Below are 25,982 nucleotides of genomic sequence, written 5' to 3'. Positions count from 1 at the left end.
TAGATCGAAGCGCGCCAAATGAATAGGAGGGGACTAAGCTTCCCCGTCGCCTTCTTCGGCATCGAGGCGCTGCGCCTCACCCGGGCCCTTGAGACGGATGATGTTGTATTCGCCCTCCGCAAGGTGGGCGCGCAGGTCCTTCTTATCGAACTTGCCCACCGAGGTTTTATCGATGGATTTCACGAAGGTCCAGTACTCCGGCAGCATCCAGGAGGGCAGCTCAGAGCGCATTCCATTGCGCAGGCGCTCGGCGGTCTCAATCGTGGGGCTGATATCTGCGGCGAGCACGGTGACAGCCAGCGGGCGCTCGACCCACTGTTTGTCGGGGTAGCCAATGACGGCGCATTCGAGTACCACCGGGTTGGCCATGATGAGGTTCTCCAACTGCACGGAATAAATCCACTCACCACCGGAGCGAATGACATCGCGTGCTCGGTCTTCCACGGTAAGGAAGCCATCCTCGGTGACGAAGCCGACGTCGCCGGTGCGTAGCCAGCCGTCCGCCGTGAACTTGGAAGCCGCGTCCTCGACGTCTTTCCCGCGGAACTCGTGAGCAGCGCCGCCATCCTCCGAGGCGGGCGAGTGGTAGTAGGCGCCAGTAACCAGGTTGCCGCGGACCTGAATCTCACCGGCGTTGCGGTCCGTCGTGTTGACCACGTGGCCGTCGTTAACCACGCGGTATTCCAGGGCGGCAGGGAAGCGCCCTTGGGAAATACGGTAGGCCCAGCGGGCCTCACCCGAGGCGCCTGAAGGCGGGCGAGCCACGGTGCCCACCGTGGTGGTTTCCGCCATGCCCCACACGTGGACCACGTCCACGCCGTAGCGCTCTTCCCAGCTCTTGATGAGCTGCGGCGGCACAGGAGAGCCGCCAGCGAAGATCTCCGTCAGGGTCATGCGCTCCGGTGGGTTCTTGAGGTAGTGCACGAAGAGCTGAATCCAAATGGTGGGCACACCGTGCGCCACGCGCGGGGAGGTGGCGGCGATGACCTTGGCCAGGGTGGCGGGGGAGACGTCGGCGTCGGGAAGCACCAGCGGCGTGCCCGTCATCCACGCCGCGAAGGGAACTCCCCAGCTCAGCACGTGGTAGATGGGGATGCAGCACAAAAATGTCTCCCCGTGGGTCACGCACAAGGAATCGGAGGAGCGCAGCTGCATACCTTCCAAGTACAGGGCGCGGTGGGAGTAGAGCACGCCCTTGGGCGCACCGGTGGTGCCGGTGGAGTAGCACAGTGCGGCGGCGGTGTGCTCATCCAGAACCGGCCAGTCATACACGGTGGAGCGCCCATCCAGCAGTTGCTCATAGCTATAAATCTCGACGTTGCCCGGCAGAGCGGTGCTGGGCTTGTCGACACCCGTGAATACCACCGCACGCACACAGTCCACGCCTTCTAGAACCTGGGCCAGTTGCTCGGCGAGGCGACAATCCGCGACGATGACGCGGACCTCAGCGTGGTTGATGATGTGCCGGATCTGATCATTCATGAGCTGCTTGTTGAGCGGGGTGAATACTGCCCCCTTGCAAGCGGTGCCAAAAAGCACTTCGAGGTGTTCGGCGCAGTTCCACATTAGGGAGCCCACACGTTCATCGCCAGTGATGCCGAGCGTGTCATGCAGGGCGTGGGCGAAGGCAGCGGCGCGCGCGCCGATATCGGCGAAGGTGGTTTCTTCGCGTTCATTGCCGGGATTGGCGCTGTGCCACGTAACCACCTGGGTTTGGCCGTGGACAGTGGAACCGTACTCCAGGATGCGAGTGAGGGACAGCGGGATATCCTGCATTGTGGAGAGCATGCGCACTACTTTAGCCGTGTCAGTGTGAGCGCGGTGGAAGGATGCGGTATAGTTGTCGGCGACTGGCGGGGAAGGCCTTCCCCGCACCTCCGAGCTCCCTCTACGGCGCACACACCTGTGGTGAAAACTCATGGCAGTCCAACGGTGTGCGCGACGGTGAGAGGGGAGAGACACGCTCGCAGTCGCCTTCTTAAAATATCTCCCCGCGATTGACCCGCGGCCGCTTCCTCGAGAACTTTTCAGGAGTTCTGCAAGGAGTTCTTCATGTTCCGTACCGCAGGGCCGGAGAGGGGGGAGAGCCAAAGAAAACCACCGCCCACGGGGATCGCGGTCGCGTGAACTCGCTGGTGGCGGTGGACCATCTCAATTACACACTGGCTTCCAACGCCCGCTTGGAACAGCACCACACACAGTGCAGGTGCGGCAGATAAGACAGCGCGCGTTGGTGAAGCGACGAAAGGATATCCGTGAGCGATACGGACAAGACCGCAGCACAGGATCTCGCATCCCTGAAGCTGCCGGAATTGCGCAAGCTGGCTGCGGAGCGCGGACTTCGCGGCGTTTCTGGACTGCGCAAGGGGGACCTCATCACTGCACTGACCACCGGCCAGGTTCCGGCACGCGGCGCAAAGGCTGCTGCCGAGGGCGAGGCTAAGGACGCACAGCCGCGTCGCGCGGCCCGCAAGGCCTCGCGCCCCGCCGGTGCTGCTGACCAGGCCTCCGAGCAGCCGGAGCAGGACAAGAAGAAACAGGACCAGCCACAGCAGGAATCCGAGAACGCCCAGAAGGGTGAGGACGGTGCTCAGGAGTCCGAGCACAAGGACGGCCACGACGAGCAGCGCTACGAGTCCCGCTCCCAGGCCCGCCGTGCTCGCCGCAACCGTGCGCGCCGTCAGGAGCGCGAGGCCCGCGGAGAGTCCAAGGGCAACGGGAATGACAATGGCGCCGAGGACAACAACGGCAAGTCCGAGGACAACCAGTCCCGTGGCGGAAAGAACTCCGACAACGGTGACCACGGCAACGGTGGCAACGGTCATAACGGCGGCAATAACGGCGGTGGCCAGAACAACAACCGCCGCGATAACCACCGCAACGATGATGACAACAACGGCGGCGGAGGCCGCCGCAACCGCCGTAACCGTCGCAACCGCCGCGGGCGTGACCGCGATGGCGGCGGCAACGGTGGCAATGACCTGCAGATCCGCGAGGGCGATGAAGTGCAGGTAGTCGGCGGCATCCTCGAGGTCGTCGACAACAACGTGGCCTTCCTGCGCACCACCGGCTACCGCGCGGCGAGCTCCGATGTCTTTGTCAACAACAACCTCGTGCGCCGCCTTGGCCTGCGCTCAGGCGACGCCCTGACCGGCAAGGTCAAAGTTTCCGGCCCGACCCACACCCACGGCAACGGCCGCAACCGCCGCAAGTACAACCAGCTGGTGGAGGTCGACACCGTCAACGGCTTGGATCCGTCCACCGCGAAGGAGCGCCCGGACTTCGCCAAGCTCACCCCGCTGTACCCGAACCAGCGCCTGCGCCTGGAGACGGACCCGAAGATCCTCACCACTCGCGTCATCGACCTGATCATGCCGATTGGTAAGGGCCAGCGCGCGCTCATCGTCTCCCCGCCGAAGGCCGGTAAGACGACGATCCTGCAGAACATCGCCAACGCCATTGCCACGAATAACCCGGAGTGCTACCTCATGGTGGTCCTCGTGGATGAGCGCCCCGAAGAGGTCACGGACATGCAGCGCAGCGTCAACGGTGAGGTCATTGCCTCCACCTTCGACCGCCCTCCGTCAGAGCACACCTCGGTGGCGGAGCTGGCTATCGAGCGCGCCAAGCGCTTGGTGGAGCAGGGCAAGGACGTCGTCGTTCTGCTCGACTCCATCACCCGCCTAGGCCGTGCGTACAACAACTCCTCCCCGGCGTCGGGCCGCATCCTGTCCGGTGGTGTGGACTCCAACGCCCTGTACCCGCCGAAGCGCTTCTTGGGCGCTGCCCGCAACATCGAAAATGGCGGCTCGCTGACCATCATCGCCACCGCGATGGTGGAGACGGGCTCCACCGGTGACACTGTCATCTTCGAGGAGTTCAAGGGCACCGGCAACGCCGAGCTCAAGCTCGACCGCGCTATCTCCGAGCGCCGCATCTTCCCGGCCGTGGACGTCAACCCCTCCGGTACCCGCAAGGACGAGCTCCTGCTCGTTCCGGAGGAGGCACGCATCATGACCAAACTGCGCCGCATCCTCTCCGGCTTGGACTCCTTCGCCGCCATTGACCTGCTCATCAAGCAGCTCAAGAAGACCCGCTCCAACGGCGAGTTCCTCATGCAGGTCGCTTCGTCCGCGCCCATGGCGGCAGACACGGACGAGGAGGACTACAAGTAATGTCTAACCAGGTTTCCCTCGTTGATGACATCATCTCCGAGTACCAAGGCATCGAAATGCAGATGGCTGACCCAGACGTAGCCGGGGATCAGTCGCAATTCCGCAAGCTGTCCAAGCGCTACGCTGAGCTGCGCCCCATCGTCGCCGTCAACGAAGAGCTGGTGCAGGCCCGCCAGGATTTGGCCGACGCCAAGGAGATGGCCTACGAGGATCACGAGTTCCAGTCTGAGGTTGACCGCCTCGAGCCGCTCGTCGTGCAGCTGGAGGAGCAACTTGCGGACCTCCTAGCCCCGCGCGATGAGCATGACTCCGAGGACATCATCATGGAGATCAAGGCCGGTGCTGGTGGCGAAGAGGCAGCGCTCTTCGCCGGTGACTTGGCCCGCATGTACGAGCGCTTCGCCGACAAGGCAGGCTTCCAGTGGGAGGTCCTGGGCCTCAACGAGTCTGACCTTGGCGGAGTGAAGGATATGTCCATCTCCTTCAAGTCCAAGACCCCCTCGCGCGATGGCGCGTGGAGCGTGTTCAAGTTTGAAGGCGGCGTCCACCGTGTACAGCGCGTGCCGGTGACCGAGTCCCAGGGCCGCATCCAGACCTCTGCTGCTGGTGTGCTGGTCTACCCGGAGCCGGAGGAGATCGACTCCGTCAATATCGATGACAAGGACATCCGTGTCGACGTTTACCGTTCCTCCGGTAAGGGTGGTCAGGGCGTGAACACCACTGACTCCGCTGTGCGTATTACCCACCTGCCCACTGGCCTGGTGGTGACCTGTCAGAAGGAGCGCTCGCAGATTCAGAACAAGGCGCGTGCCCTGCAGGTGCTGCAGGCTCGCCTGGACCAGATGGAGCGCGAGGCCCGCGAGGCCGAGGCCGGCGAGCAGCGCGCCTCCCAGGTGCGCACCATGGACCGCTCGGAGCGCATCCGCACCTATAACTGGCCGGAGAACCGCATCACCGATCACCGCATTGGTTACAAGGCCAATAACCTTGACTCCGTGCTCGACGGCGATATGCAGGATCTCATCGAAGCTCTGCAAGCCCAGGAGCGCGCGGAGCGCCTTGAGGCCGAAGGCTAGAAGGCTACGGCACGGTTAGATACGGTGACTTTTCACACCTATAAGGAGGCGCTTCGTGATGCCACGGAGCGCCTTCGCGCTGCCGGGGTACCCTCACCCGAGTGGGATGCGCGCCTGTTGGCTGCCCACCTCATTCACTGTGGCCACATGGATATCCCGCTAAACGAGGCTCCGATCCCCGGCTTTGACGTGGCATATGGGGCGTTGGTGGGGCGTCGTGAAGCGCGCGAGCCCCTCCAGCACATCCTAGGAGCGGCGTGGTTTGGCCCCCTCGAACTCGAGGTCGGCCCCGGTGTGTTCATCCCGCGCCCAGAGACGGAGGTGCTCGCCGACTGGGGAGTTAAGTTTCTGAAGAAACTTAACTCGTGGGAGACGAAGAAACTTAACTCGTGGGAGACGAAGACTAACGCGCACCCTCCCCGCGTCGTGGATTTGTGCGCCGGATCCGGTGCACTGGCGTTGTACGTCGCCCACTACGTGCCGCAGGCCGAGGTGTGGGCAGTGGAGCTTGCCGACGCCGCCTTGGCCTACACCCGCCGCAACGTTGCACGTCATGACCGTGATGTGCAGCTGATCCAGGGCGACGTGACGGATCCATATGTGCTTTCGGAGCTGCACGGCACCGTCGACCTCGTGCTGACCAACCCGCCCTATGTCCCCGAGACCCCGGACCTGGATCCGGAGGTCTACCAAGACCCCCACGAGGCGGTGTTTGGGGGAGCAGACGGCATGGAGACCATCACAGCGATGATTCCGACCATCGCCGCACTGCTTCGCCCCGGCGGAAAGGTGGGCATTGAACACGATGATGACACGTGTGAACAGGTGCAAGAAGCCCTGCGTGCGGATGGCGGGTTCACGCACATCGAGGTACTTAAGGATCTGACTGGCACCGCCCGCTTTGTCACGGCCGAACGGGGAGTACAGTAGATTGGTCGAAGATTGGTCGACAAGCCGATAGGAACGGAATTAAAGGAGAGACCAATGCAGGGACAGATTTATAACTGTGCGGACGCGGCAGAACGCGAAGAAGGAATGGCCCTTGCCGTCAAGGCAGCCAAGTCAGGGCGGCTCGTCGTCATGCCCACCGATACGCTCTACGGGTTGGGCTGCGACGCCTTCGATAATGACGCCGTTGCGAGCCTGCTGGCCACCAAGCACCGCGGCCCCGACATGCCGGTGCCGGTGCTCGTGGGATCCTGGGACACCGTAAAAGGCCTTGTCGCCACTTTGGATGACACCGCACAAACGCTTATCGAGGCCTTCTGGCCGGGTGGTTTGTCCATCGTGGTCCCGCAAGCGCCTTCGCTTCCGTGGAACCTGGGCGATACCCGCGGCACGGTGATGCTGCGCATGCCCCTGCACCCCATTGCAATCGAGCTCCTCCGCGAGGTCGGCCCGATGGCGGTGTCCTCAGCGAATATCTCTGGACAGACTCCGCCGACCACTGCGATTGCTGCCAAGCAGCAGCTGGGTAAGGCCGTCACGGTCTACCTCGACGGGGGAGAAGCTGAGGTGGGCAAGCCCTCCACCATCATTGATCTGTCCGGCTCACACCCGTATCTGCTGCGCGAAGGTGCTTTGAGCGCCGAGCAGATCGGCGAGGTCATCGGAGTGTCTGCAGAGTCCCTGCGTACACGCCCGGGCTCCCAATCCTCTTAAGGAGACATCAGTGGCTGGAACCGGAGTGCCGCTGCGTGAGCTGGCGTTGGTGATCTTCGTCGCCGCGGCGTTTACCTACCTCACCACCGGACTGGTGCGCACCTTTCTGGTGCGCAGTGGCCAGGTGGCGGAGATCCGCCTGCGCGATAGTCACTCCCAGCCCACCCCGCAGCTTGGCGGAGTGGCGATGTTTACGGGGTTTGCCGCCGCCGTGTACCTCGCCGGCCAGCTTCCAGCCTTGACTCGCGGGTTTATGCCCGTCACGCCAGAGATGAACGCTGTGCTCTGGTCCGCTGCCGCCATCGTGGTTGTCGGTGTGGTGGATGACCTGTTGGAACTGAGTGCTTTGGTCAAACTCATCGGGCAGCTCGTTGCCGCAGCCATTATGAGCGGATTGGGCTTGACCTGGACGCTTCTCTTTCTGCCTTTTGGTGATGGAACCACGGTCATTCTGGACCAGGTCCAGGGAACACTCTTGACCACATTCTTTACCGTACTGCTCATTAATGCCATCAACTTCGTCGACGGCCTCGACGGCTTGGCGGCTGGGCTGGGCATGATTGCCGGCGGGGCCATCCTGGTCTTCTCCTTGACTGTTCTGCATGACCAAGGCGGTACCGTATCGGCCTATCCGCCGGCGATTATCGCGGCGGCACTTGTTGGTGTGTGTGCCGGATTCCTTCCGCATAATTTTGAGCCCTCCCGCATTTTCATGGGGGATAGCGGAGCGATGCTGATTGGTTTGTTGCTCGCCGCGGCGTCGACCTCAGCCTCCGGCAAGATCAACATGTCCCTCTACGGCACCGTGGACATCGTGGCGCTGATGTCACCCGTCATCGTCGTCGTTGCCGCGGTCTTTATTCCAGTCCTGGACCTTGTCTGGGCGGTCATTCGGCGTGTTTCGCAGGGGCGCTCGCCCTTCGCTGCCGATAAGGCGCATATCCACCACCGGCTGCTGTCTCTGGGGCATACGCACCGCCGCACCGTGCTGGTGCTCTATCTGTGGGTCTCCGCGGTGGCTTTCGGGGCGGTTTCCTTCTCCATCGTTCCAGCCCCTGTCGCGGTGGTGCTCGCTGTTTTTGCGCTCCTCGTAGCCTTTGGCGTGACCTTGATTCCGCTGCGCCAGGGCAAGATTGGACGCCGGCCGCGCTCGACTAGCGTGGTGCTGGAAACGGATCCCTCCTGAGGTAGGGTATGGGGCTGTGACTGATTCAACGACTTCCGAAGAGCTATCGCCCTATGACGATCATCGTCGTCCCCTCAAGCGCGCCCTGCGCCTCGGAGCCATTGGCCTCGTCGTAGTGACCATCGCATCCCTGGCCCTCTGGGGTGGCGTTCGTGGGTTGCCCGGCATCTGGGGAGTGCTCGTCGGCGCTGCTATTGGAGGCGGCTTCGTGCTCTTTACCGCAGCTTCGGTGCTCCTTACCGCGCGGACTACTCCCTCGACCACGATGGCTGTGGTGCTCGGCGGCTGGTTGCTCAAGGTGGTCATCCTCATCATGGTGCTGTTGTTGATTAAGGACTTGGAGTTCTATGACACGATGGCGCTGTTTGTGACTGTGTTGCTAGCGCTGGCGGTGACGCTGGGAACCGAGGTCTGGGGTGTGATTACTTCCAACGTGACCTACGTGTCCTAGCGTGCCTCGATCTTCATCACAAGCCACTGCGTCCGGTGACCCCGGGAGGGTGGCTTTTTGTGTAGTAAGACACGTCTTTCAACCTACTCATTACCCCCGTCAAGGTGGGAAAACGTGGGTATGTGACCAAATACACTCAGCAGGGTTTTGGCAGAATGCGGGCCTTTTATGAGGCTTTCTGGTGCTGGGCTGTGGCTTTAGGTCCGCAACGGTGCCCCCACGTGCGAAAACTTGAGGGCGAACTGATAGCATTCTCTTCGGGTTACCGCGGGTTAGCGTCATGCTATCCCGAAAAAGTACGGTTTATCCTTGCCCTGTTTACGCTGATGTGCGACGGAGTCCGTGGACAGGGCAAAGAGCTTGAGACGTCCATCGCACCACATAGCCTTCGACAAGCTGTGTGGCCCGAACACGGGAGAGAACGCTGAGCGTTACGACATTGGCCATGAAGGGTGAGTTTCACGCACCCGAACTGGATCCAGAATTTTTCCCGGGGCACGTAACCGATGATGGTGAAGTCGTCGATCTCTTGTTCGCCGATTTCGCCAACGGTTGGTTCGCTTTGGATCGCATCATGCTGGTTCGCCTGTTCATGGCGGCCATTCTGGTGCTCCTTTTTGTTGTCGCCTTTAGGAACCCGAAGCTGGTTCCTAAAGGATTGCAAAACGTAGCGGAGCATGCGATTGACTTCGTACGAATTCACATCGCAGAAGACATCTTGGGCCGCAAGGAAGGACGTCGATTCCTTCCGATCTTGGCCACGATCTTCTTCGGTGTTTTGTTCTGGAACGTAGCAACTATTGTTCCAGCTCTAAACATCTCTCCGAACGCTCGTATTGGTATGCCAATCGTGCTGGCAGCCGTCGCGTACATCGCCATGATCTACGCCGGTGCTAAGCGCTTTGGCTTCGGCAAGTTCATCAAGTCTTCGGTGGTTATTCCTAACCTGCCGCCGTTGCTGCACGTGCTTGTTGTGCCGATTGAGGCTTTCTCTACGTTTGTCATGCGTCCAGTCACGCTGGCTCTTCGTCTGATGGCGAACTTCCTGGCTGGCCACCTCATTTTGGTCCTGTTGTACTCGGCAACGAACTTCTTCTTCTTCCAGTTCAACGGCTGGACTGCCATGAGTGGCCTGACGCTGGTCGCAGCGGTTCTGTTCACGATTTACGAAATTATCGTCATTTTCCTGCAGGCATATATCTTTGCCCTGCTGACGGCGGTATACATCGAACTATCGCTGCATGCAGATTCGCACTAACAACAACGCGAACCTCGCGGTTAACTAAATACCCCAAAACCACCACATCCCCCGCGGACAAGTCCGTGGGAAAACATTGAAAGGGAACGACTTTCATCATGAACGAAATCATTCTTGCTCAGGCCGCTGACGAGTCCACCCTCAAGGGTCTCGGTGCTATCGGCTACGGCATCGCAACCATCGGCCCGGGTCTGGGCATCGGTATCCTCGTCGGCAAGACCGTCGAGGGCATGGCTCGCCAGCCGGAGATGGCTGGTCAGCTGCGTACCACCATGTTCCTGGGTATCGCCTTCGTTGAGGCCCTCGCCCTGATTGGCCTCGTTGCAGGCTTCCTGTTCTAAAGAGCGCTTTACACAAAGTAAATCGAACTTTAAGAACGGAGCCCCATGAACAACGTCATTTACTACCTTGCAGCAGAGGGAAGTGAGCACCTGCCGCTGGAGAGCGGTAACTCCATCCTTCTGCCCAAGATGTACGACTTGGTCTGGTCCCTCATTCCGTTCGCCATCATCCTGCTTGTGTTCTGGAAGCTCGTTCTTCCGGCATACAACAAGATGCTGCAGGAGCGTGAAGACCGGATCGAAGGTGGCCTTAAGCGTGCGGAGGCTCAGCAGGCCGAAGCAAAGGCCGCCCTGGAAAAGTACAATGCTCAGCTCGCTGACGCTCGAGCAGAGGCTGCGGAGATTCGTGAGCAGGCGCGTGAGCGCGGCAAGCTGATCGAGGCAGAGGCTAAGGAAGCTGCAGAGGAAGAGTCTCGTCGCATCCTGACCGCCGGCGAGAAGCAGCTTGAAGCTTCCCGTGCACAGGTCGTGTCTGAGCTGCGTTCCGACATCGGGCAGAACTCCATCAACCTGGCAGAGAAGCTGCTCGGCGGCGAACTTTCGGACGCCACCAAGCAGTCCTCCACGATTGATAACTTCCTGTCCGAGCTCGACACTGTGGCACCGGCCGGAAAGTAGGCAACGATGAAGGCAGCTAGCCGCGAAGCACTCGCTACCACTGAGTCCAAGCTGGATGAGTTCCTCTCCAGCGACCGCTCGGTAGCGACTGCTACCCAGGCAGGCCAGGACCTCTTCGAGGTAGTCCGCGTCCTCGACGGCGACCGCGAACTGCGCGTCGCTCTGACCGACGACGCCGCCACCGCAGAGGAGCGCAAGTCCCTGGTCCAGACCCTTTTCGGCGGGAAGGTCACCCCGGTAGCACTCCAGGTGCTGCAGGAGGCCGCCGCCGCACAGTGGTCGAGCCCGCGTGATATCGCCCGTGGCCTCATCATCCTCGGCCGCCGCGCACTGCTGCGTGGCGCTGAGTTTGAGGGCAAGCTGGGCCAGGTAGAAGACGAGCTCTTCTCCCTGTCGCGCGTGCTTGACCGAGAAGGCGAACTGACCCAGCTGCTTTCAGACCGTACTGCTACGTCCGATCGTAAGGTCGGGCTGCTGGCAAGCGTGCTCTACGGCAAGGTCACGATGGTTACTGAGGCGCTCGCGCTGCAGGCCATTGGCCGCCCGGAGCAGAACCCGATTGATGATCTCGCCGGTTTGGCGGACACCGCAGCCAAGCTGCAGGGCCGTACCATCGCGCGCGTGACCACTGCGGGTGAGCTGAACGATAGCCAGCGGGCAGCACTCGCTGAAAAGCTGGGCAAAATTTATGGTCGTGCGATGTCCATCCACTCTGAGGTTGACACCAGCCTCCTCGGTGGTATGACCATCCGCGTCGGCGATGAAGTCATCGATGGCTCGACGGCAGGCAAGATCGCCCGCCTTCGCGCGCAGATGGCATAAGCCGAAACGACAGAAACGATTAAGTAATTGCTGGAAGATACTACCGAGAGCAGGAAGAACATGGCGGAGCTGACGATCTCCTCCGACGAGATCCGTAGCGCGATTGCGAACTACACCTCGAGCTACTCCGCGGAGGCCTCCCGTGAGGAGGTCGGCGTGGTCATTTCGGCAGCTGACGGTATTGCGCAGGTTTCGGGCCTGCCGTCCGTCATGGCGAATGAGCTGCTCGAGTTCCCGGGCGGCGTGATTGGCGTCGCACAGAACCTTGACACCAACTCCATCGGTGTCGTGGTCCTGGGCAACTTCGAGTCGCTGAAAGAAGGCGACGAGGTCAAGAGGACCGGCGAGGTTCTCTCCATCCCTGTGGGCGAGGAATTCCTCGGCCGCGTAATTAACCCCCTGGGCCAGCCGATTGACGGCATGGGCCCGATCACCGCTGAAGAGGACCGCGTCCTCGAGCTGCAGGCACCGTCCGTGCTGCAGCGTCAGCCGGTGGAAGAGCCGATGCAGACCGGCATCAAGGCTATTGACGCGATGACCCCGATTGGTCGCGGTCAGCGTCAGTTGATCATTGGTGACCGTAAGACGGGTAAGACGGCTGTCTGTATCGACACCATCCTGAACCAGAAGGCTAACTGGGAATCTGGCGACAAGAACAAGCAGGTTCGCTGCATCTACGTCGCCATCGGCCAGAAGGGCTCCACCATCGCTGGTGTGCGCCACACCCTGGAGCAGCACGGCGCTCTGGAGTACACCACCATCGTGGCTGCTCCGGCATCCGACGCCGCCGGCTTCAAGTGGCTGGCACCGTTCTCCGGTGCAGCTCTGGGTCAGCACTGGATGTACCAGGGCAACCACGTCCTGATCATTTACGATGATCTGACCAAGCAGGCTGAGGCCTACCGTGCGATTTCCCTTCTGCTGCGCCGTCCGCCGGGCCGCGAGGCTTACCCGGGCGACGTCTTCTACCTCCACTCCCGTCTGCTGGAGCGTGCTGCAAAGCTCTCCGACGATATGGGTGCAGGTTCCATGACCGCACTGCCGATCATTGAGACCAAGGCGAACGACGTCTCCGCCTTCATTCCGACCAACGTTATTTCTATTACCGACGGCCAGGTCTTCCTGGAGTCCGACCTGTTCAACCAGGGCGTCCGTCCGGCAATTAACGTCGGTGTGTCCGTCTCCCGTGTTGGTGGTGCTGCACAGACCAAGGGTATGAAGAAGGTTGCCGGTAACCTGCGTCTTGAGCTGGCTGCCTACCGTGACCTGCAGGCCTTCGCGGCCTTCGCATCCGACCTGGATCCGGCCTCCAAGGCTCAGCTGGAGCGCGGTGAGCGCCTCGTCGAGCTGCTCAAGCAGGCCGAGTCCTCCCCGCAGCCTGTCGAGTACCAGATGGTATCCATCTTCCTCGCAGACCAGGGCATCTTCGACGTCGTTCCCGTCGAGGACGTACGCCGCTTCGAGAAGGAGCTGCACGATCACCTCAACTCTGCAACCCCACAGGTGTTCGAGCAGATCCAGGGCGGCACCGCTCTGACCGACGAGTCCAAGGATGCACTTGTTGCAGCAGCTAAGGACTTCACTCCGTCCTTCCGCACCACCGAGGGCCACAACCTCGGCACCGAGGCGCCGGTTGACCCGCTCGCCGCGGATGACGTGAACAAGACCGAGCTCAACGTCTCCCGCAAGACGGCCAAATAGAGTTTCGCACGCTCTAAGAATTAACCGTCTAGAAAAAGAAGGGAGGAGCGAACACCATGGCTAATCTTCGTGAACTGCGTGACCGTATCCGGTCCGTCAATTCCACCAAGAAGATCACCAAGGCACAGGAGCTCATTGCTACCTCGCGCATTACCAAGGCTCAGGCCAGGGTAGAAGCGGCACAGCCTTATGCACGTGAACTGTCCAGCGTGCTCAACAAGCTGGCGGCGCACACGTCCCTGGATCACCCGATGCTCCGGGAACGCGAAGATGCCAAGGTAGCCGCCATTCTCGTGGTCTCTTCTGACCGCGGTATGTGCGGTGGCTACAACAACAACATCTTCAAGAAGGCGGCCGAGCTGGAAGCCCTGCTGAAGAGCGAGGGTTTCGAGACCGTCCGCTACGTCACCGGTAATAAGGGCGTTGGCTTCTACAAGTTCCGTGAGGCCGAGGTCGCTGGCAGCTGGACTGGATTCTCGCAGGATCCGACCTGGGAAAAGACGCACGATGTGCGCCGCCACATTATCGACGGCTTCGTTGCCGGTTCGAATGGCCAGGCCAAGACCCGCGAGGGTATTCACGTGGAGGGCGAGACCGTTCGCGGTTTCGACCAAGTACACGTTGTGTACACCGAGTTCGAGTCCATGCTGACCCAGACCGCGCGTGTGCAGCAGCTGCTGCCGGTGGTACCGGTTATCGAGGAAGAGGACTACAATCTGGGTGAGTCCGCGCTTTCCGACGCCGAGCCGAATAATCAGATCACTCCTGATTACGACTTCGAGCCGGATGCGGACACCCTGATGGAAGCGTTGCTTCCGCAGTACGTTTCTCGCCTCCTGTTTGCGATGTTCTTGGAGTCCTCGGCCTCCGAGTCCGCCGCACGCCGTACCGCAATGAAGTCTGCAACCGACAACGCTACCGAGCTGGTCAAGGACCTCTCGCGCGTGGCCAACCAGGCCCGTCAGGCGCAGATTACCCAAGAAATCACAGAGATCGTCGGTGGCGCTGGGGCGCTCGCCGAAAGCGCAGAAAGTGACTAGATTATGACTACAGCTCTGCAAGAGCAGAACACACAGTCGTCGGCTACCGCCGGCCGTGTGGTGCGTGTCATCGGTCCGGTCGTCGACGTGGAGTTTCCGCGTGGCGGGCTGCCGGCACTGTACAACGCACTGACCGTCGAGGTGACCCTCGAGGCTGTTGCAAAGACCGTCACCCTTGAGGTCGCTCAGCACCTCGGTGACAACCTCGTCCGTGCCGTGTCCATGGCTCCGACCGACGGCCTTGTCCGCGGTGCCGCAGTGACCGACACCGGCAAGCCGATTTCCGTCCCGGTGGGCGATGTGGTCAAGGGCCACGTCTTCAACGCCCTCGGTGACTGCCTTGACCAGCCGGGTCTGGGCCGCGACGGCGAGCAGTGGGGTATCCACCGCGAGCCGCCGGCATTCGACCAGCTGGAAGGTAAGACCGAGATCCTGGAGACCGGCATTAAGGTCATCGACCTGCTGACCCCGTACGTCAAGGGCGGCAAGATCGGCCTGTTCGGTGGTGCAGGTGTGGGTAAGACCGTTCTTATCCAGGAGATGATTACTCGTATCGCACGCGAGTTCTCCGGTACCTCCGTCTTCGCCGGCGTCGGCGAGCGCACCCGTGAGGGCACCGACCTCTTCCTCGAGATGGAAGAGATGGGCGTTCTCCAGGACACCGCGCTTGTCTTCGGCCAGATGGACGAGCCGCCAGGAGTCCGTATGCGCGTGGCTCTGTCCGGCCTGACCATGGCGGAGTACTTCCGCGATGTGCAGAACCAGGACGTGCTGCTGTTCATCGACAACATCTTCCGTTTCACCCAGGCCGGTTCTGAGGTCTCGACCCTGCTGGGCCGCATGCCTTCCGCCGTGGGTTACCAGCCGACTCTGGCTGATGAGATGGGTGTGCTGCAGGAGCGTATTACCTCTACCAAGGGTAAGTCCATTACCTCCCTGCAGGCCGTGTACGTGCCGGCCGATGACTACACCGACCCGGCTCCGGCGACCACCTTCGCCCACCTCGATGCCACTACCGAGTTGGACCGTGGTATTGCTTCGAAGGGTATTTACCCGGCAGTGAACCCGCTGACCTCTACCTCTCGTATTCTGGAGCCGTCCATCGTGGGAGAGCGCCACTACGAGGTGGCACAGCGTGTCATCGGTATTCTGCAGAAGAACAAGGAGCTCCAGGACATCATCGCCATCCTTGGTATGGACGAGCTGTCTGAGGAAGACAAGATCACCGTTCAGCGTGCTCGTCGTATCGAGCGCTTCCTGGGCCAGAACTTCTTCGTCGCAGAGAAGTTCACCGGCCTGCCGGGTTCCTACGTGCCGCTGGCCGATACCATCGACGCTTTCGAGCGCATCTGCAACGGCGAATTCGACCACTACCCGGAGCAGGCTTTCAACGGCCTGGGTGGCTTGGACGACGTCGAGGCTGCGTACAAGAAGCTGACCGAGAAGAAGTAGGGAGAGGCACATGGCTGACATCACCGCCGAATTGGTTTCGGTTGAGCGCCTGCTGTGGACCGGAAAGGCCACCATGGTGACGGCTGAGACCACCGAGGGTGAGATCGGCGTGCTTCCTGGACATGAGCCCATGGTTGGTCAGTTGATCGACAATGGTGTTGTGACCATCCACCCGGTGGACGGCGATCGTCTCGTCGCTGCCGTCCAGGGTGGCTTCCTCTCCGTGTCCGAGAACAAGATCACCGTCCTCGCTGATTGGTCCATCTGGGCCTCTGAGGTCGATGAAGCACAGGCACAGGAAGACCTGAAGTCTGAGCGCGAGCTGACGAGGTCTCGTGGCGACGCCGCGTTGCGCGCCGCCCGCCGCCTCAACAGCTAACGGATGAGCGGAGAGGGAAACGACGGGCAGCAATGACCGCCCTTCCCACTCTCACTTAGGAACCCCACAACCTCGATAAGAGGGGGTGGGGTTCTTTCGTGTTCTTGGGTAAGGACTAGCGTTGCTTCCGTCAACGGCGGTACAATCAATCCATCGTTTCGTACTCGCTGTGAAGGACATCATTCCATGAATTCTCAGGTGCTTCAGGGGCTAACAATTCTTTTAGGTCTGTGTGCACTGGTCGTTCTGGTTTTCCTCATCCTAGCGGCGGTGCGCTTTTTCACCGTGCGCTCCCGCGGCACGAGCATCCTTTTGCGCCAACTACCGTCGAAGGACTCTCATTCTTGGCGTCATGGTCTCGTGCGCTATGACGGCGAGTATATGGACTACTTCAAGCTCCGCTCCGTCATGCCGCGCGCCAACAAGCGCTTCAATCGCCTCGACATCGAATTGGGCAAGACTCGCCCGATGGATGGTGACGAGGCTTCTTTTATGCCCTCGGATCACCAAATCATCCAGCTTCGCATCGATGGTAGGGACTATGAGATTGCCTCGGATGCGCAGGGCATCATGGCCCTGAATGCGTGGGTCGAATCAGCCCCTTCGAAGCGCCAAGAAAAGTTGGACTATCACCAGATGCGCCAGCGAGCTACCCGTTTACCTAAGAAGTAGCGCTCAACGATAGGGTAGAGGACATGCGTCTTGTCATCGCCCAATGCTCCGTAGACTACGTCGGCCGCCTCGACGCCCACCTTCCGATGGCGGATCGGCTCATCCTTATCAAGGCCGATGGTTCGGTGTCCATCCATGCGGATGACCGCGCCTACAAGCCTTTGAACTGGATGACACCACCATGCACCTTTGAAGAGTCGGCGATTGAGGATATCGATGGCGAAGACACAGGAGAAAAGCTGTGGCTGGTGGAGAACCCGAAGGGTGAGCAGCTACGCATCACCATTGCTGAGATCCACCAGGACATCACTATGGAGCTGGGGGAAGATCCCGGCCTAGTCAAGGATGGCGTGGAAGCGCACCTGCAGGAGCTCTTGGCCGAGCATATTGAAACGTTGGGAGAGAAGTACTCGCTAGTGCGTCGCGAGTACCCCACGGCTATCGGGCCGGTGGACATCATGGCCAAGAATGCCAAGAACGAGTTTGTCGCCGTTGAGGTCAAGCGCCGCGGGGGCATTGATGGAGTCGAGCAGCTTTCGCGCTACCTCGAGTTGCTGAATCGCGATGACCTGCTAGCACCCGTGCATGGCGTCTTCGCCGCGCAGGAAATCAAGCCCCAAGCACGGACCTTGGCGGAGGACCGCGGCATCCGTTGCGTCGTCCTGGATTACCAGGAGCTGCGCGGCATCGAATCCAACGAGCTGCGGTTGTTCTAGTGCCACGCCGCAATCGTAGAATCCGCGAAGAGCCGCGTTCATTGCCCCGCGATGGAAGTGCTTTCCTCGGATCACAGACTGTACCTGGGCCGCGCTGGACTAATGGGGAGCTCTTCGTCATGAGGCACGTTGGCAGTGCCGCCGCGCAGAAGTATTACGTGTGCCCGGGGTGCAATCAGAACATCCCTCCCGGGGTGGCGCACATCGTGGCGTGGCCGCGGGACACCGGTGGGCGCGCAGATGATCGCCGACACTGGCACCGGCACTGCTGGGAGCGGCGGTAGGATAGCGGGCATGATTGTTGCCTTTTCCGTAGCCCCCAGTGTCGTGGGTGATGAACGCGCTGAGATGTCCGATGCCGTTGCTGAAGCAGTGCGCGTCGTCCGGGCCTCCGGCCTGCCAAACGAGACCAATGCCATGTTCACCATCATCGAGGGTGAGTGGGATGAAGTCTTCGCAGTCATCAAGGAGGCCACCGATGCCGTGCGTGCTGTCTCGCCGCGCACGAGCCTGGTGATTAAGGCCGATATCCGCGAAGGCGTGACCGAGCAGATAACCCAAAAAGTAGATTCCGTTAACCGTTACCTGGAGGAGAATAAGTGACCGGACCGTACGTAGGAGGAGCCCTCGACCTAGGCGCCATCAAGCAGCAGGCGGAGGCGCGGGCGCAAGCACAATCCCAACCCGCACATGCCGGAGCCGCCGGCTCCGGCGGAGGAATTGCCCCTTTCTTCGAGGTCACCGAGCAGAACTTCGAGAATGACTTGGTGCGCCGCTCTGCGGAAGTACCCGTCATCGCCTTGATTGGCTCGCCGCGCTCCCCGGCCTCCGAGCAGCTCAAGAAGGACTTCGAGGAGATGGCGGCCGCAGGTGGGCTGAAGTTCATCGTCGGCTATATCAACGCCGATGTCGTGCCCCAGGTGGCGCAGGTCTTTGGCGTACAGAATCTGCCGACCACCGTTGCCATCGCCGCCGGCCAGCCCGTCACCAACTTTGAGGGCGGGCAGCCGCGCGAGAACCTGGAGCAGTGGGTAGCGGCGATCGTCGATAAGCTCGGCCCCCAGCTCAAGGGCTTGCCTGACCAAGATGTGGCGGGGGAGAACCCCGAGGAAGAAGCCGCGGATCCGCGCCTGAGCCTTGCTGAGGACGCGCTCAACCGCGGCGATTTCGACGCTGCCATCGCCACCTACGAGGAGATCCTGGCTGCTGAGCCAGACAACGTGGAAATCAAGCAGGCTCGTGATACCACGCTGCTGCTTAAGCGCTTGGACCCAGCGAACCGCAGCGAGGATCCCATCGTCGCTGCGGATGCTGCCCCAGAAGACGTGGCAAAGCAGCTCGACGCTGCCGACGCGGAGGTCGTCGCCGGTGCTCCCGACCGCGCCTTCGAGCGCCTCATTGAGGCGATGAAGCGTACCGCCGGGGGTGACAAGGAGCAGCTCAAGACCCGCCTCTTGGAGCTCTTCGGGCTCTTTGATTCCGGCGACCCGCGCGTGCTGGCCGCGCGCACGAAGCTGGCCAGCGCGTTGTACTAAAGACGGCGTAGTAAAAGGGCCCAAGTTGTGCCGGGCCCGAGAGCGACCTTCCCGGACTGTCGCGGGCTGGACCCTCAGGATGGCTCAGTTGAGTCCTCTCCTGAGGGCCTTTTTGTGTTTGAACTACACCGCGGTGTGAGGTACCTCATGCTAAATTCTTTCTAGTGTTATCACGCACAATTTGTTTTTGCTCTTTCAGGAGGACTCTCATGCGCAAGCTCCTCGGCGTCGTCGGCGCCGCCTCTCTTGCTTTTACCCTTGCTGCCTGCGGAAGCGATAGCTCCGATAGCGCCGGCGGTGCCAACTATGTTCGCGTTCTGGGCACCGAACCGCAGCAGGGGCTCATTCCCGCGATGACGAATGAGAACGGTGGCGGACGTATCGTCGATATGCTGTTTTCCGGATTGGTGTACTACGACGCCGACGGCAACGTGCACAACGAGATGGCGGAGTCCATCGACAAGGAAGGGGACAAGACCTACAAGGTCACGCTCAAGCCTGACCTGAAGTTCTCTGATGGCTCAGCCGTGACGGCCGATTCCTTCGTCGATACGTGGAATTACGCGGTGGCCAACGAACAGCTCAATGAGAGCTTCTTCTCCTCCATCAAGGGCTACGGGGAAGGCGTCAAGGAAATGGAGGGCCTCAAGGTTATCGATGAACGCACCTTCACCATCGAGCTCACCCAGCCAGAAAGCGACTTTCCGAGCCGTTTAGGCTACAACGCTTACTTCCCGGTTCCGGCGGCCGCGCTGGAGGACCCGCAGGGCTTTGGCGAATCCCCGGTGTCGAACGGCCCTTACAAGATCAAGGAATGGAACCACAACCAGAACCTGATCATCGAGCCGAACCCGGAGTACAAGGGGGACCGTGCAGCACAGAACGAGGGCATCGAGTTCGCCTTCTACGCCGATTCCAGCGCAGCCTACATGGACCTGTTGGCGAATAACCTCGATGTCCTCGAAGCGATCCCGTCGTCCGCCTTCGGCAGTTATGAGCAGGACCTAGCCGGCCGCCAGGAAACCAAGCCGGCTGCTACCTACCTGGAAATGTCCATCCACATGGAGACGCCACATTTCAGTGGGGAAGAGGGCACGCTGCGCCGCAAGGCAATCTCGATGGCTATCAACCGCGAGGAAATCGCGGAAACTATCTTCCACGGCACCCGCACCCCAGCCCGGGAGTTCACCTCACCGGTGCTGAACGGATACAACGACAGCCTGCCGGGTTCGGAGAACCTGAACTATAACCCGGAGGAGGCGAAGAAGCTGTGGGCGGAGGCCGATAAGAAGTACGGCGCCTTTGAAGGCGCGTTCCCGATCAACTACAACACCGATGGTGACAACAAGGACTGGGCCGATGCGGTGGCTAATAGCATCAGTAACACGCTGGGAATCCAGGCCGTGGGCAACCCTTACCCGGACTTCAAGTCCTTCCGCGATGCCTACCGCACCGAGCGTATGGACGGCGCATACCGCACCGCCTGGTTCGCCGACTATCCCTCGATGGGTAACTTCCTTGGGCCGAACTTCACCACGGGTGTGGCCTCTAATGACTCTAAGTACTCCAACCCGGAATTCGATGAGCTGATTGTGAAGGCCAACGGCGCCGCGAATGAGGAGGAAGCCGCGAAGCTCTACAACCAGGCGCAAGAGCTGCTGCTGCGTGACCTTCCTTCAATCCCGCTGTTCTACCCGAACGTTGTTGGCGGCTGGTCCGAGAACGTCCAGGACGTGACGTTCAACTGGAAGTCCCTGCCGGTGTATTACGCGGTGAAGAAGAACTAGCGCTTCCATCGTTGAGTTACTGCGGGAGATAGCGCACCTGCTCTAACAAAACTGCCCGAGTTTCCAAAGATCCCCGCCGAGATTCAGGCGAGTTCAGGTGGTGAATGCATCTATACAGCTGGGAGGTTGTGTAGATGTCAGGTGATGAGAAGCTACGTGAGCGGTATGTGCAGGCGTATCTGCATGATGCGTGTCCGATGTCGGTGACCCTCAAGGAGTTGGGGGTCTCGATGGCTCAGGCGAGGGTGTGGCGTCAGGCTGAGGGACTTAGCCGCGGCAAGCGCCATCGGAGCCTGAATGAGGATAAATACAAAAATCAATACCAAAAGGTCGTTGCTCTTGTAGAAAGCGGCCAGTCTGCGCATAGCGCACTGAAAGAGACAGGTTTCCCACAGACGGCTTACCGATACCTTGCGCAAGACGGTATTGAACTCGCCAACAACAGTCGCGGTGGAGCCATACAAATTGAGCGGGATCGCATTGCTAAAGCTTTAAAACTTGTTGATGCTGGCAAAAAGCTATAAGGAAGTCGGCCAGGTAGTTGATCGCTGCGCTGACACGGTGAGAACGTGGCACCATAATCGCATGTCTGGGCGTTTGGTACTCAATGATCATCCCACTGAATCCGAATCGAAGGTAGGACGCGGAAAGCGTCTTATCCGCCATGGCCGAATAGCGATAGCCTATCTGCTGAAGCAGGGCCATACTCACCGTGAGATTGCAGCCCAGCTTGGCCGGAATCAGTCGACGATTAGTAGAGAAATCGCCCGTGGGATGACTGAGCCTGGCTACGATGCCCTCGTGGCGCAAAAGCGGGCTGTAGATCGTTTAGCCGGGCCTAAACCCTGAAGCGTCCTGGTTACCGATATCAACCTCAACATCGAGGTAACGATCTCCAGCTCAGAAGCCTGCCTTTTAGGCGCGATGATGCACAACCGCGACACCGAACGCCTTCAAGCAATTGCCACTACACTGGACGCCGACGACTTCGAAAGCCCAATCTTCGCCCACATCTTCACCGCAATGGCCGACCTGCTTTCCCAATCCCGCCCCTGCGACGCCGCAACCGTCCGAAGCCACCTCGAAGCCCAAGGAGCACATGAAGCCCTGCCTGCTGACGCTATTAACTCCACCGTCGTAGGCCTGCTCACCCTTGGAGCAATCGATCTCCATGTAGGTGAATACGCCCGCCAAGTCGTCAGTACTGTTTAACGCTTGAGCAGCTCACCCGCCGCGCCGCCCACGGAGGACAGTACGGAGAAGGGGACGGTGAGCAGTGCCCAGGTCGGTGCGGAGGACATGAGGGTCATGGCGCCGGCCGGCTTGACCTGCGGCTGGCCGTCAGGGCCGTTGGTGGTGCCGCCGGCCAGGGAGGAGGCCATGGTGCCACCAAGCTGTGCGCCCTGCTGGGCGGCGGAGGACAGCTTCTGCAGGTCTTGTGCGGGCCGGCCTGTGCGGCGGGGGCGACGGTCAGAGCAAGGGCGAAGGCGGTGAGGCCGGCGAGGACGCGGGGCGCATCGAGGGAACTCCTTGAAGTAGGGGATTAGATCCCCTCACCGTAGCAGGTGAGGGGGCTAAGGGGTGGGTTCGGGCGCAGCTAGCTTGCCGATGACGCCAGCTCCCGCAGCGCCGCAGGGCCCTCGGCGTAGAGCTCCAGGAGGCGCCGAGTCTCATCCTGCATGGCCTGATGCGCCGGGCCCTGCCACTTGCGGGAGTCCACGAGGGTTTTGTTCTCCGCGAGAAGGCGGCGCACCGTGGAGGTGAACACCTTGTTGAGGTGGGTGGACACGTTGATCTTGGTCATTCCAGCGGCGATGGCCGCGACCATGTTTTCGTCGGAGACGCCGGAGGACCCGTGGAGCACCAGCGGCACGGGGACGGTGGTGCGCAGCTCGCGGATGCGGTCCAGATCTAGGGCGGCATCGCGGGTGATCATCGCGTGCGAGGAGCCCACAGCCACGGCCAGGAGATCGACGCCGGTGTCGGCCACGAACTGGCGGGCGTCCTCCGGGTCGGTGCGCACGCCGGGGGCGTGGACGCCGTCCTTGCCGCCCACCTCGCCGAGCTCCGCCTCGATGCTCACGCCGCGGTCGTGGCACCACTGGGCCACCTTGCAGGTGGTGGCGCGGTTGTCGTCATCGGGCAGGCGGGAGCCGTCGTACATGATGGAGGTAAAGCCCAGGTCGAGGGCCTCCCGGATTAGTTCCAGATCATCGGCGTGATCCAGGTGGACGCAGACGCGGGCGGAGGACGCCTTGGCAATGGCCAGCGTGGCCAGCGCGATGGGGGCCAGCTGACCGCCGTGGTACTTCACGGCGTTCTGGGAAATCTGGAGAACGACGGGGACATCGGCGAGCTCGGCGGCGCGCACCAGGCTGGCAGCGTTCTCCAGGTGGATGACGTTGAAGGCGCCGAGGCCGACTCCGGCGGCGCGTGCGTCGGCGGCGAGGCTGTGCAGGTTGGCTAGCATGTGAACTCCTTCGTTGGAAAGTTCGAGGTGTGTGGTGGATGGGGTGGGTTTAGGCGGTGATGTGTTCGCGCAGGCGGGCGACGTCGGCGGCATCGATCTCGCCGGCGACGGGGGCAAGCACGGCGGACGCGGACCAGGCGATGCCGTCGCGCAGCGCGGTGGAGAGCTCCTCGCCCGCGGCAAGGGCGGAGACGACGCCCGCGACGAGAGCATCGCCGGCACCGGTGGGGTTGCCCTCCAGAATTGAGTCGAGGCGCGCGGTGACCTCGCCGTCGGGGCCAGAGAGCAGCGCGCCGTCCTCGCCCATGGAGGTGATGATGACGGGGACACCCAGCTGCTGGAGGGCTGCCATCCCGGCGTGGACGTCGGCCGCGCCGGTGGCCTCCAGCAGCTCGTCGCGGTTCGGCTTGAGGATGTCGGCGCCGGCGCGGGCTGCGGCCAACAGGGCCGGGCCGGACGTGTCGATGAGGACGCGGGCGCCCGCGTCGTGGATCGCGGCGACGATATCGGCGAAGATCGTGGGATCCGTCTGCGGTGGCAGGGAGCCAGAGATGGTGACCCAGTCTTTGGATGCCAGGTGTGCGGTGAGATTAGCGATGAGCTGCTCCCAGAGCGACTGGGGGACCGGGGCGCCCGACTCGTTGAGCATCGTCGTGTCCGCGCTGTCGACCACCGCGATGGTCCGGCGTGTCTGCGCCTCGGCCTCGGTCCAGCGCTGGTCGATTCCGGGCGCGAGCTGGTCGAGCAGCTCCTTGAAGAGGACGCCTTCCGTGCCGCCGAGGAAGCCGTAAGTGGCAACGGGCGCGGAGCCGTGGGCATCGGCAAGCCGGGCAACGTTGACACCCTTGCCGCCGGGGCGGTGGGCGACCTCGCGGACGCGGTTGACCTTCTGCAGGACCACCGTGTCCACGGTGTAGGTCACGTCAATGGCCGGATTCGGGGTGATGCAGTGGATAGTCATGGCGATCCCCTAGGCCGTGGCAGAGGAGGCGGAGCCGGACTTGTCGCTCACGCGGAACATGATCTTGAGGCGGTCCTGCTGCGGGTCGCGGATGACCTCGAAGCCCTCGGCGGCGTTGGTGAAGTCGAAGACGTGGGAGATGAAGCCGCGGGCGGACTCGCCTAGGCCGGAGAGGATCTCCACGGCCTCGGACCACTCGTGGCCCGGGTAAGGGGCGGAGTAGGACATCCAGGAGCCGAAGAGTGCGAGTTCCTTGCGCAGGATGTACTCGAACTCTTTGGGCGGAAGAGTCCAGTCCTTGGTGGGGGTGCCAACGAAGACGACCTTGGCCTTCTTGCCCGCGCAGGCCAGGGCCTGGGTGCGCGTGATGGGGGCGCAGGCGGTCTCGATAACCAGAGCCGGCTGGGCGCGGTCCGCTAAGAACTCCTGCGGATCCTGCTGCAGCGAGTTGACGGTGGCCTTCGCCCCGAACTCGGTGGCCTTGCCCAGGACCCAGTCGTTGATGTCCACGACGGTGACGTCCTCGAAGCCGCGGGAGCGCAGGGCGATGAGCGCCATGAGGCCGATGACGCCGCTGCCAAGGATGAGGGTCGGCTTGTTCGTGTCAGCCATGGCCTCCGGGCCGGCCTGGTCCAGCGCGTGGAGAGCAACGGTGAGCGGCTCCACGAGGGCAGCGATGTCGAGCGGCAGGTCGCCCGCGGACTGGACGTTGACGGCGGGGACCAGGACGTAGTCCGCGAAGGCGCCCTGCTGGCGCGAGCCGATGAAGGAGTAGTTGGGACACAGCGAATAGTTGCCGGCCTGGCAGTATTCGCACTCGTGGCACGGGACGAGCGGGGCGACGATGACCTTGTCGCTCTCGGCCACGTCGAGCTCGGTGTTCGGGCCGATGGCCGCGACGGTGCCGGAGAATTCGTGCCCCAGGACCTGCGGGAAGGAGTGGACGCCGCCGTCGAAGTAGCGCGGAATGTCGGAGCCGCAGATGCCGCAGTAGCCGACGCGGATGAGGACCTCGCCGGTGCCGGGGGTGGGGACGGCCTTAGTGATTTCGGTGAATTCCTTGACACCGGTGACGGCGATGGTGGACATGGTGGTGGAGGTGGACATGATTGAACTCCCAAAGGTTGAAACGTGGTGTTTCGGTGTGGTGCGCAGGCGCGCTCAGAGGCGGCACCCGCGTTGAGATGAGGGGCGGATAGGGGTAGCTGCCGGCTAGGCAGCGTTGGTGCCTTCGGCCGGCTGGGCGGACTCGTCCGCCGCGGCGATCTCTTCGTCGGTGCGGTAGATGGTGCCCTTGCGGTACTTGACGTAGGTGTAGGCGAAGGCGCCGACGTACAGCACGAGGATGACCAGCAGGCCGATGCCGAACTCGCCGGACAGGCCCTTGGCCAGCAGGTACGTGAGCGGAGAGCCGCCCTGGTCCAGGGAACCGACCTGGCTTGCGCCGCCCAGCAGGCCCGTGTCGGATGCGAGCTGGGTCTGCAGCCCAACCATCTGGTTGGAAATCCAGATCGTGATGACCATGATGAACGTGCCGGAGATGAGGGTGCGGAACATGTTGCCCTTGTGGACGCCGACTGCCATGGCGACGAAGAAGCCGATGGTGGCCAGGTCGCCGAACGGGAGGACCGTGTTGCCCGGGATGAGGGACCTGACCCCTGTTTGGTAGACACCTGATAT

29 protein-coding genes are annotated in these 25,982 nt (G+C 61.7%); 23 read left to right on the top strand and 6 right to left on the bottom strand.

Annotated features, from left to right (window positions below; genetic code table 11):
* Positions 1 to 33: 33 nt before the first annotated feature.
* Entirely contained in the window at positions 34 to 1,788 is a 1,755-nt protein-coding gene (locus HMPREF2781_RS11040) for a long-chain fatty-acid--CoA ligase (RefSeq protein ID WP_070645983.1), read from the bottom strand.
* Between the two features lie 467 nt (positions 1,789 to 2,255).
* Here HMPREF2781_RS11040 and rho point away from each other — a divergent pair, with 467 nt between their 5' ends.
* The 23 genes from rho to HMPREF2781_RS10935 all read left to right on the top strand — a co-directional run bounded on the left by rho (position 2,256) and on the right by HMPREF2781_RS10935 (position 22,083).
* Positions 2,256 to 4,175: a transcription termination factor Rho gene (rho, locus tag HMPREF2781_RS11035; protein WP_070443789.1), complete on the top strand. Its 1,920-nt coding sequence runs from the start codon at positions 2,256 to 2,258 to the stop codon at positions 4,173 to 4,175.
* Positions 4,175 to 5,251, top strand: a complete 1,077-nt coding sequence (gene prfA / locus HMPREF2781_RS11030; protein ID WP_070443792.1) for a peptide chain release factor 1 — start codon at positions 4,175 to 4,177, stop codon at positions 5,249 to 5,251. The genes rho and prfA overlap by 1 nt, the downstream gene beginning before the upstream one ends.
* 24 nt (positions 5,252 to 5,275) lie before the next feature.
* Complete coding sequence (gene prmC / locus HMPREF2781_RS11025) at positions 5,276 to 6,181, top strand: peptide chain release factor N(5)-glutamine methyltransferase (RefSeq protein ID WP_070645981.1); 906 nt, start codon at positions 5,276 to 5,278, stop codon at positions 6,179 to 6,181.
* 54 nt (positions 6,182 to 6,235) lie between these two features.
* Positions 6,236 to 6,913, top strand: coding sequence for an L-threonylcarbamoyladenylate synthase (locus HMPREF2781_RS11020; protein WP_070443797.1), 678 nt, complete (start codon positions 6,236 to 6,238; stop codon positions 6,911 to 6,913).
* A gap of 10 nt (positions 6,914 to 6,923) precedes the next feature.
* Positions 6,924 to 8,099, top strand: coding sequence for an MraY family glycosyltransferase (locus HMPREF2781_RS11015; protein WP_070443800.1), 1,176 nt, complete (start codon positions 6,924 to 6,926; stop codon positions 8,097 to 8,099).
* A 16-nt stretch (positions 8,100 to 8,115) separates the two neighbouring features.
* The gene (locus HMPREF2781_RS11010) at positions 8,116 to 8,550 is read left to right on the top strand and encodes a Cg1360 family ATP-synthase-associated protein (RefSeq protein ID WP_070645979.1); all 435 of its coding nucleotides are present in this window, start codon (positions 8,116 to 8,118) and stop codon (positions 8,548 to 8,550) included.
* 445 nt (positions 8,551 to 8,995) lie between these two features.
* Positions 8,996 to 9,808, top strand: a complete 813-nt coding sequence (atpB, locus tag HMPREF2781_RS11005; protein WP_070645977.1) for a F0F1 ATP synthase subunit A — start codon at positions 8,996 to 8,998, stop codon at positions 9,806 to 9,808.
* Positions 9,809 to 9,906: 98 nt separating this feature from the next.
* Positions 9,907 to 10,149, top strand: a complete 243-nt coding sequence (locus tag HMPREF2781_RS11000) for an ATP synthase F0 subunit C (protein WP_010187073.1) — start codon at positions 9,907 to 9,909, stop codon at positions 10,147 to 10,149.
* Positions 10,150 to 10,194: 45 nt separating this feature from the next.
* Complete coding sequence (locus HMPREF2781_RS10995) at positions 10,195 to 10,767, top strand: F0F1 ATP synthase subunit B (RefSeq protein ID WP_070645975.1); 573 nt, start codon at positions 10,195 to 10,197, stop codon at positions 10,765 to 10,767.
* 6 nt (positions 10,768 to 10,773) lie between these two features.
* The gene (locus HMPREF2781_RS10990) at positions 10,774 to 11,589 is read left to right on the top strand and encodes a F0F1 ATP synthase subunit delta (protein WP_070443809.1); all 816 of its coding nucleotides are present in this window, start codon (positions 10,774 to 10,776) and stop codon (positions 11,587 to 11,589) included.
* A 60-nt stretch (positions 11,590 to 11,649) separates the two neighbouring features.
* The gene (gene atpA, locus HMPREF2781_RS10985) at positions 11,650 to 13,290 is read left to right on the top strand and encodes a F0F1 ATP synthase subunit alpha (protein WP_070443812.1); all 1,641 of its coding nucleotides are present in this window, start codon (positions 11,650 to 11,652) and stop codon (positions 13,288 to 13,290) included.
* A 56-nt stretch (positions 13,291 to 13,346) separates the two neighbouring features.
* Positions 13,347 to 14,330 (top strand): F0F1 ATP synthase subunit gamma, encoded by a 984-nt coding sequence (locus HMPREF2781_RS10980; RefSeq protein WP_070443815.1) that lies wholly within the window; start codon positions 13,347 to 13,349, stop codon positions 14,328 to 14,330.
* A 3-nt stretch (positions 14,331 to 14,333) separates the two neighbouring features.
* Complete coding sequence (atpD, locus tag HMPREF2781_RS10975) at positions 14,334 to 15,782, top strand: F0F1 ATP synthase subunit beta (RefSeq protein WP_010187062.1); 1,449 nt, start codon at positions 14,334 to 14,336, stop codon at positions 15,780 to 15,782.
* A gap of 10 nt (positions 15,783 to 15,792) precedes the next feature.
* Positions 15,793 to 16,161 carry a F0F1 ATP synthase subunit epsilon gene (locus HMPREF2781_RS10970; protein ID WP_070443818.1) on the top strand — a complete coding sequence of 123 codons (369 nt, stop codon included), beginning with the start codon at positions 15,793 to 15,795 and terminating at the stop codon, positions 16,159 to 16,161.
* Positions 16,162 to 16,347: 186 nt separating this feature from the next.
* Positions 16,348 to 16,833 (top strand): DUF2550 domain-containing protein, encoded by a 486-nt coding sequence (locus HMPREF2781_RS10965; protein ID WP_070645973.1) that lies wholly within the window; start codon positions 16,348 to 16,350, stop codon positions 16,831 to 16,833.
* A 23-nt stretch (positions 16,834 to 16,856) separates the two neighbouring features.
* Positions 16,857 to 17,549, top strand: a complete 693-nt coding sequence (gene nucS / locus HMPREF2781_RS10960) for an endonuclease NucS (protein WP_070443823.1) — start codon at positions 16,857 to 16,859, stop codon at positions 17,547 to 17,549.
* Positions 17,549 to 17,833, top strand: coding sequence for a hypothetical protein (locus HMPREF2781_RS12740; RefSeq protein WP_083308569.1), 285 nt, complete (start codon positions 17,549 to 17,551; stop codon positions 17,831 to 17,833). The genes nucS and HMPREF2781_RS12740 overlap by 1 nt, the downstream gene beginning before the upstream one ends.
* Positions 17,834 to 17,843: 10 nt before the next feature.
* On the top strand, positions 17,844 to 18,152 hold the full coding sequence (locus tag HMPREF2781_RS10955; RefSeq protein ID WP_070645971.1) for a thiamine-binding protein: 309 nt from the start codon (positions 17,844 to 17,846) through the stop codon (positions 18,150 to 18,152).
* On the top strand, positions 18,149 to 19,084 hold the full coding sequence (locus tag HMPREF2781_RS10950) for a tetratricopeptide repeat protein (protein ID WP_070645969.1): 936 nt from the start codon (positions 18,149 to 18,151) through the stop codon (positions 19,082 to 19,084). Before HMPREF2781_RS10955 ends, HMPREF2781_RS10950 begins: the two co-directional genes overlap by 4 nt.
* Before the next feature lie 209 nt (positions 19,085 to 19,293).
* On the top strand, positions 19,294 to 20,871 hold the full coding sequence (locus tag HMPREF2781_RS10945; protein WP_070528728.1) for a peptide ABC transporter substrate-binding protein: 1,578 nt from the start codon (positions 19,294 to 19,296) through the stop codon (positions 20,869 to 20,871).
* Positions 20,872 to 21,005: 134 nt separating this feature from the next.
* Entirely contained in the window at positions 21,006 to 21,395 is a 390-nt protein-coding gene (locus tag HMPREF2781_RS10940) for a hypothetical protein (protein WP_049155054.1), read from the top strand.
* Positions 21,376 to 21,720 carry a helix-turn-helix domain-containing protein gene (locus HMPREF2781_RS12820; protein ID WP_083299017.1) on the top strand — a complete coding sequence of 115 codons (345 nt, stop codon included), beginning with the start codon at positions 21,376 to 21,378 and terminating at the stop codon, positions 21,718 to 21,720. Before HMPREF2781_RS10940 ends, HMPREF2781_RS12820 begins: the two co-directional genes overlap by 20 nt.
* 6 nt (positions 21,721 to 21,726) lie before the next feature.
* A complete protein-coding gene (locus HMPREF2781_RS10935; protein ID WP_141759852.1) occupies positions 21,727 to 22,083 on the top strand; it encodes a DnaB-like helicase N-terminal domain-containing protein in 357 nt (118 codons plus the stop codon).
* On the opposite strand, the gene HMPREF2781_RS12595 is transcribed toward HMPREF2781_RS10935, so the two are convergent.
* From HMPREF2781_RS12595 to HMPREF2781_RS10915, 5 genes are all read right to left on the bottom strand, one after another.
* The gene (locus HMPREF2781_RS12595) at positions 22,080 to 22,253 is read right to left on the bottom strand and encodes a hypothetical protein (protein WP_161799814.1); all 174 of its coding nucleotides are present in this window, start codon (positions 22,251 to 22,253) and stop codon (positions 22,080 to 22,082) included. The two genes, HMPREF2781_RS10935 and HMPREF2781_RS12595, sit on opposite strands and share 4 nt — an antisense overlap.
* Before the next feature lie 215 nt (positions 22,254 to 22,468).
* Positions 22,469 to 23,341 (bottom strand): class II fructose-bisphosphate aldolase, encoded by an 873-nt coding sequence (locus HMPREF2781_RS10930; RefSeq protein ID WP_049156282.1) that lies wholly within the window; start codon positions 23,339 to 23,341, stop codon positions 22,469 to 22,471.
* Positions 23,342 to 23,390: 49 nt separating this feature from the next.
* Positions 23,391 to 24,302, bottom strand: coding sequence for a 1-phosphofructokinase family hexose kinase (locus HMPREF2781_RS10925; RefSeq protein ID WP_049156279.1), 912 nt, complete (start codon positions 24,300 to 24,302; stop codon positions 23,391 to 23,393).
* A 9-nt stretch (positions 24,303 to 24,311) separates the two neighbouring features.
* Positions 24,312 to 25,409: a galactitol-1-phosphate 5-dehydrogenase gene (locus HMPREF2781_RS10920; protein ID WP_049156276.1), complete on the bottom strand. Its 1,098-nt coding sequence runs from the start codon at positions 25,407 to 25,409 to the stop codon at positions 24,312 to 24,314.
* Between the two features lie 105 nt (positions 25,410 to 25,514).
* Positions 25,515 to 25,982 (bottom strand): PTS transporter subunit IIC (locus HMPREF2781_RS10915; protein WP_305764405.1); only part of this gene is annotated, 468 nt, incomplete at its 5' end.

Source organism: Corynebacterium sp. HMSC062A03 (assembly GCF_001811145.1).
GTDB lineage: Bacteria > Actinomycetota > Actinomycetes > Mycobacteriales > Mycobacteriaceae > Corynebacterium > Corynebacterium aurimucosum.
The sequence above is the reverse complement of the archived record's forward strand: the minus strand, read 5'-3'. Positions and strand labels throughout refer to the sequence as shown.

Excerpts from the sequence above, each read along its gene's own strand:
- HMPREF2781_RS10930 (WP_049156282.1), bottom strand. The coding sequence starts at position 23,341 with ATGCTAGCCAACCTGCACAGCCTCGCCGCCGACGCACGCGCCGCCGGA.
- HMPREF2781_RS10980 (WP_070443815.1), top strand. The coding sequence starts at position 13,347 with ATGGCTAATCTTCGTGAACTGCGTGACCGTATCCGGTCCGTCAATTCC.
- nucS (WP_070443823.1), top strand. The coding sequence starts at position 16,857 with ATGCGTCTTGTCATCGCCCAATGCTCCGTAGACTACGTCGGCCGCCTC.
- prfA (WP_070443792.1), top strand. The coding sequence starts at position 4,175 with ATGTCTAACCAGGTTTCCCTCGTTGATGACATCATCTCCGAGTACCAA.
- HMPREF2781_RS11000 (WP_010187073.1), top strand. The coding sequence starts at position 9,907 with ATGAACGAAATCATTCTTGCTCAGGCCGCTGACGAGTCCACCCTCAAG.
- HMPREF2781_RS10940 (WP_049155054.1), top strand. The coding sequence starts at position 21,006 with ATGTCAGGTGATGAGAAGCTACGTGAGCGGTATGTGCAGGCGTATCTG.
- HMPREF2781_RS11040 (WP_070645983.1), bottom strand. The coding sequence starts at position 1,788 with ATGCTCTCCACAATGCAGGATATCCCGCTGTCCCTCACTCGCATCCTG.
- atpA (WP_070443812.1), top strand. The coding sequence starts at position 11,650 with ATGGCGGAGCTGACGATCTCCTCCGACGAGATCCGTAGCGCGATTGCG.
- HMPREF2781_RS10970 (WP_070443818.1), top strand. The coding sequence starts at position 15,793 with ATGGCTGACATCACCGCCGAATTGGTTTCGGTTGAGCGCCTGCTGTGG.
- HMPREF2781_RS10955 (WP_070645971.1), top strand. The coding sequence starts at position 17,844 with ATGATTGTTGCCTTTTCCGTAGCCCCCAGTGTCGTGGGTGATGAACGC.
- atpB (WP_070645977.1), top strand. The coding sequence starts at position 8,996 with ATGAAGGGTGAGTTTCACGCACCCGAACTGGATCCAGAATTTTTCCCG.
- HMPREF2781_RS10995 (WP_070645975.1), top strand. The coding sequence starts at position 10,195 with ATGAACAACGTCATTTACTACCTTGCAGCAGAGGGAAGTGAGCACCTG.
- HMPREF2781_RS10920 (WP_049156276.1), bottom strand. The coding sequence starts at position 25,409 with ATGTCCACCTCCACCACCATGTCCACCATCGCCGTCACCGGTGTCAAG.
- HMPREF2781_RS10990 (WP_070443809.1), top strand. The coding sequence starts at position 10,774 with ATGAAGGCAGCTAGCCGCGAAGCACTCGCTACCACTGAGTCCAAGCTG.
- HMPREF2781_RS10945 (WP_070528728.1), top strand. The coding sequence starts at position 19,294 with ATGCGCAAGCTCCTCGGCGTCGTCGGCGCCGCCTCTCTTGCTTTTACC.
- HMPREF2781_RS11020 (WP_070443797.1), top strand. The coding sequence starts at position 6,236 with ATGCAGGGACAGATTTATAACTGTGCGGACGCGGCAGAACGCGAAGAA.
- HMPREF2781_RS10965 (WP_070645973.1), top strand. The coding sequence starts at position 16,348 with ATGAATTCTCAGGTGCTTCAGGGGCTAACAATTCTTTTAGGTCTGTGT.
- atpD (WP_010187062.1), top strand. The coding sequence starts at position 14,334 with ATGACTACAGCTCTGCAAGAGCAGAACACACAGTCGTCGGCTACCGCC.
- HMPREF2781_RS12820 (WP_083299017.1), top strand. The coding sequence starts at position 21,376 with ATGCTGGCAAAAAGCTATAAGGAAGTCGGCCAGGTAGTTGATCGCTGC.
- HMPREF2781_RS12595 (WP_161799814.1), bottom strand. The coding sequence starts at position 22,253 with ATGGCCTCCTCCCTGGCCGGCGGCACCACCAACGGCCCTGACGGCCAG.
- HMPREF2781_RS10925 (WP_049156279.1), bottom strand. The coding sequence starts at position 24,302 with ATGACTATCCACTGCATCACCCCGAATCCGGCCATTGACGTGACCTAC.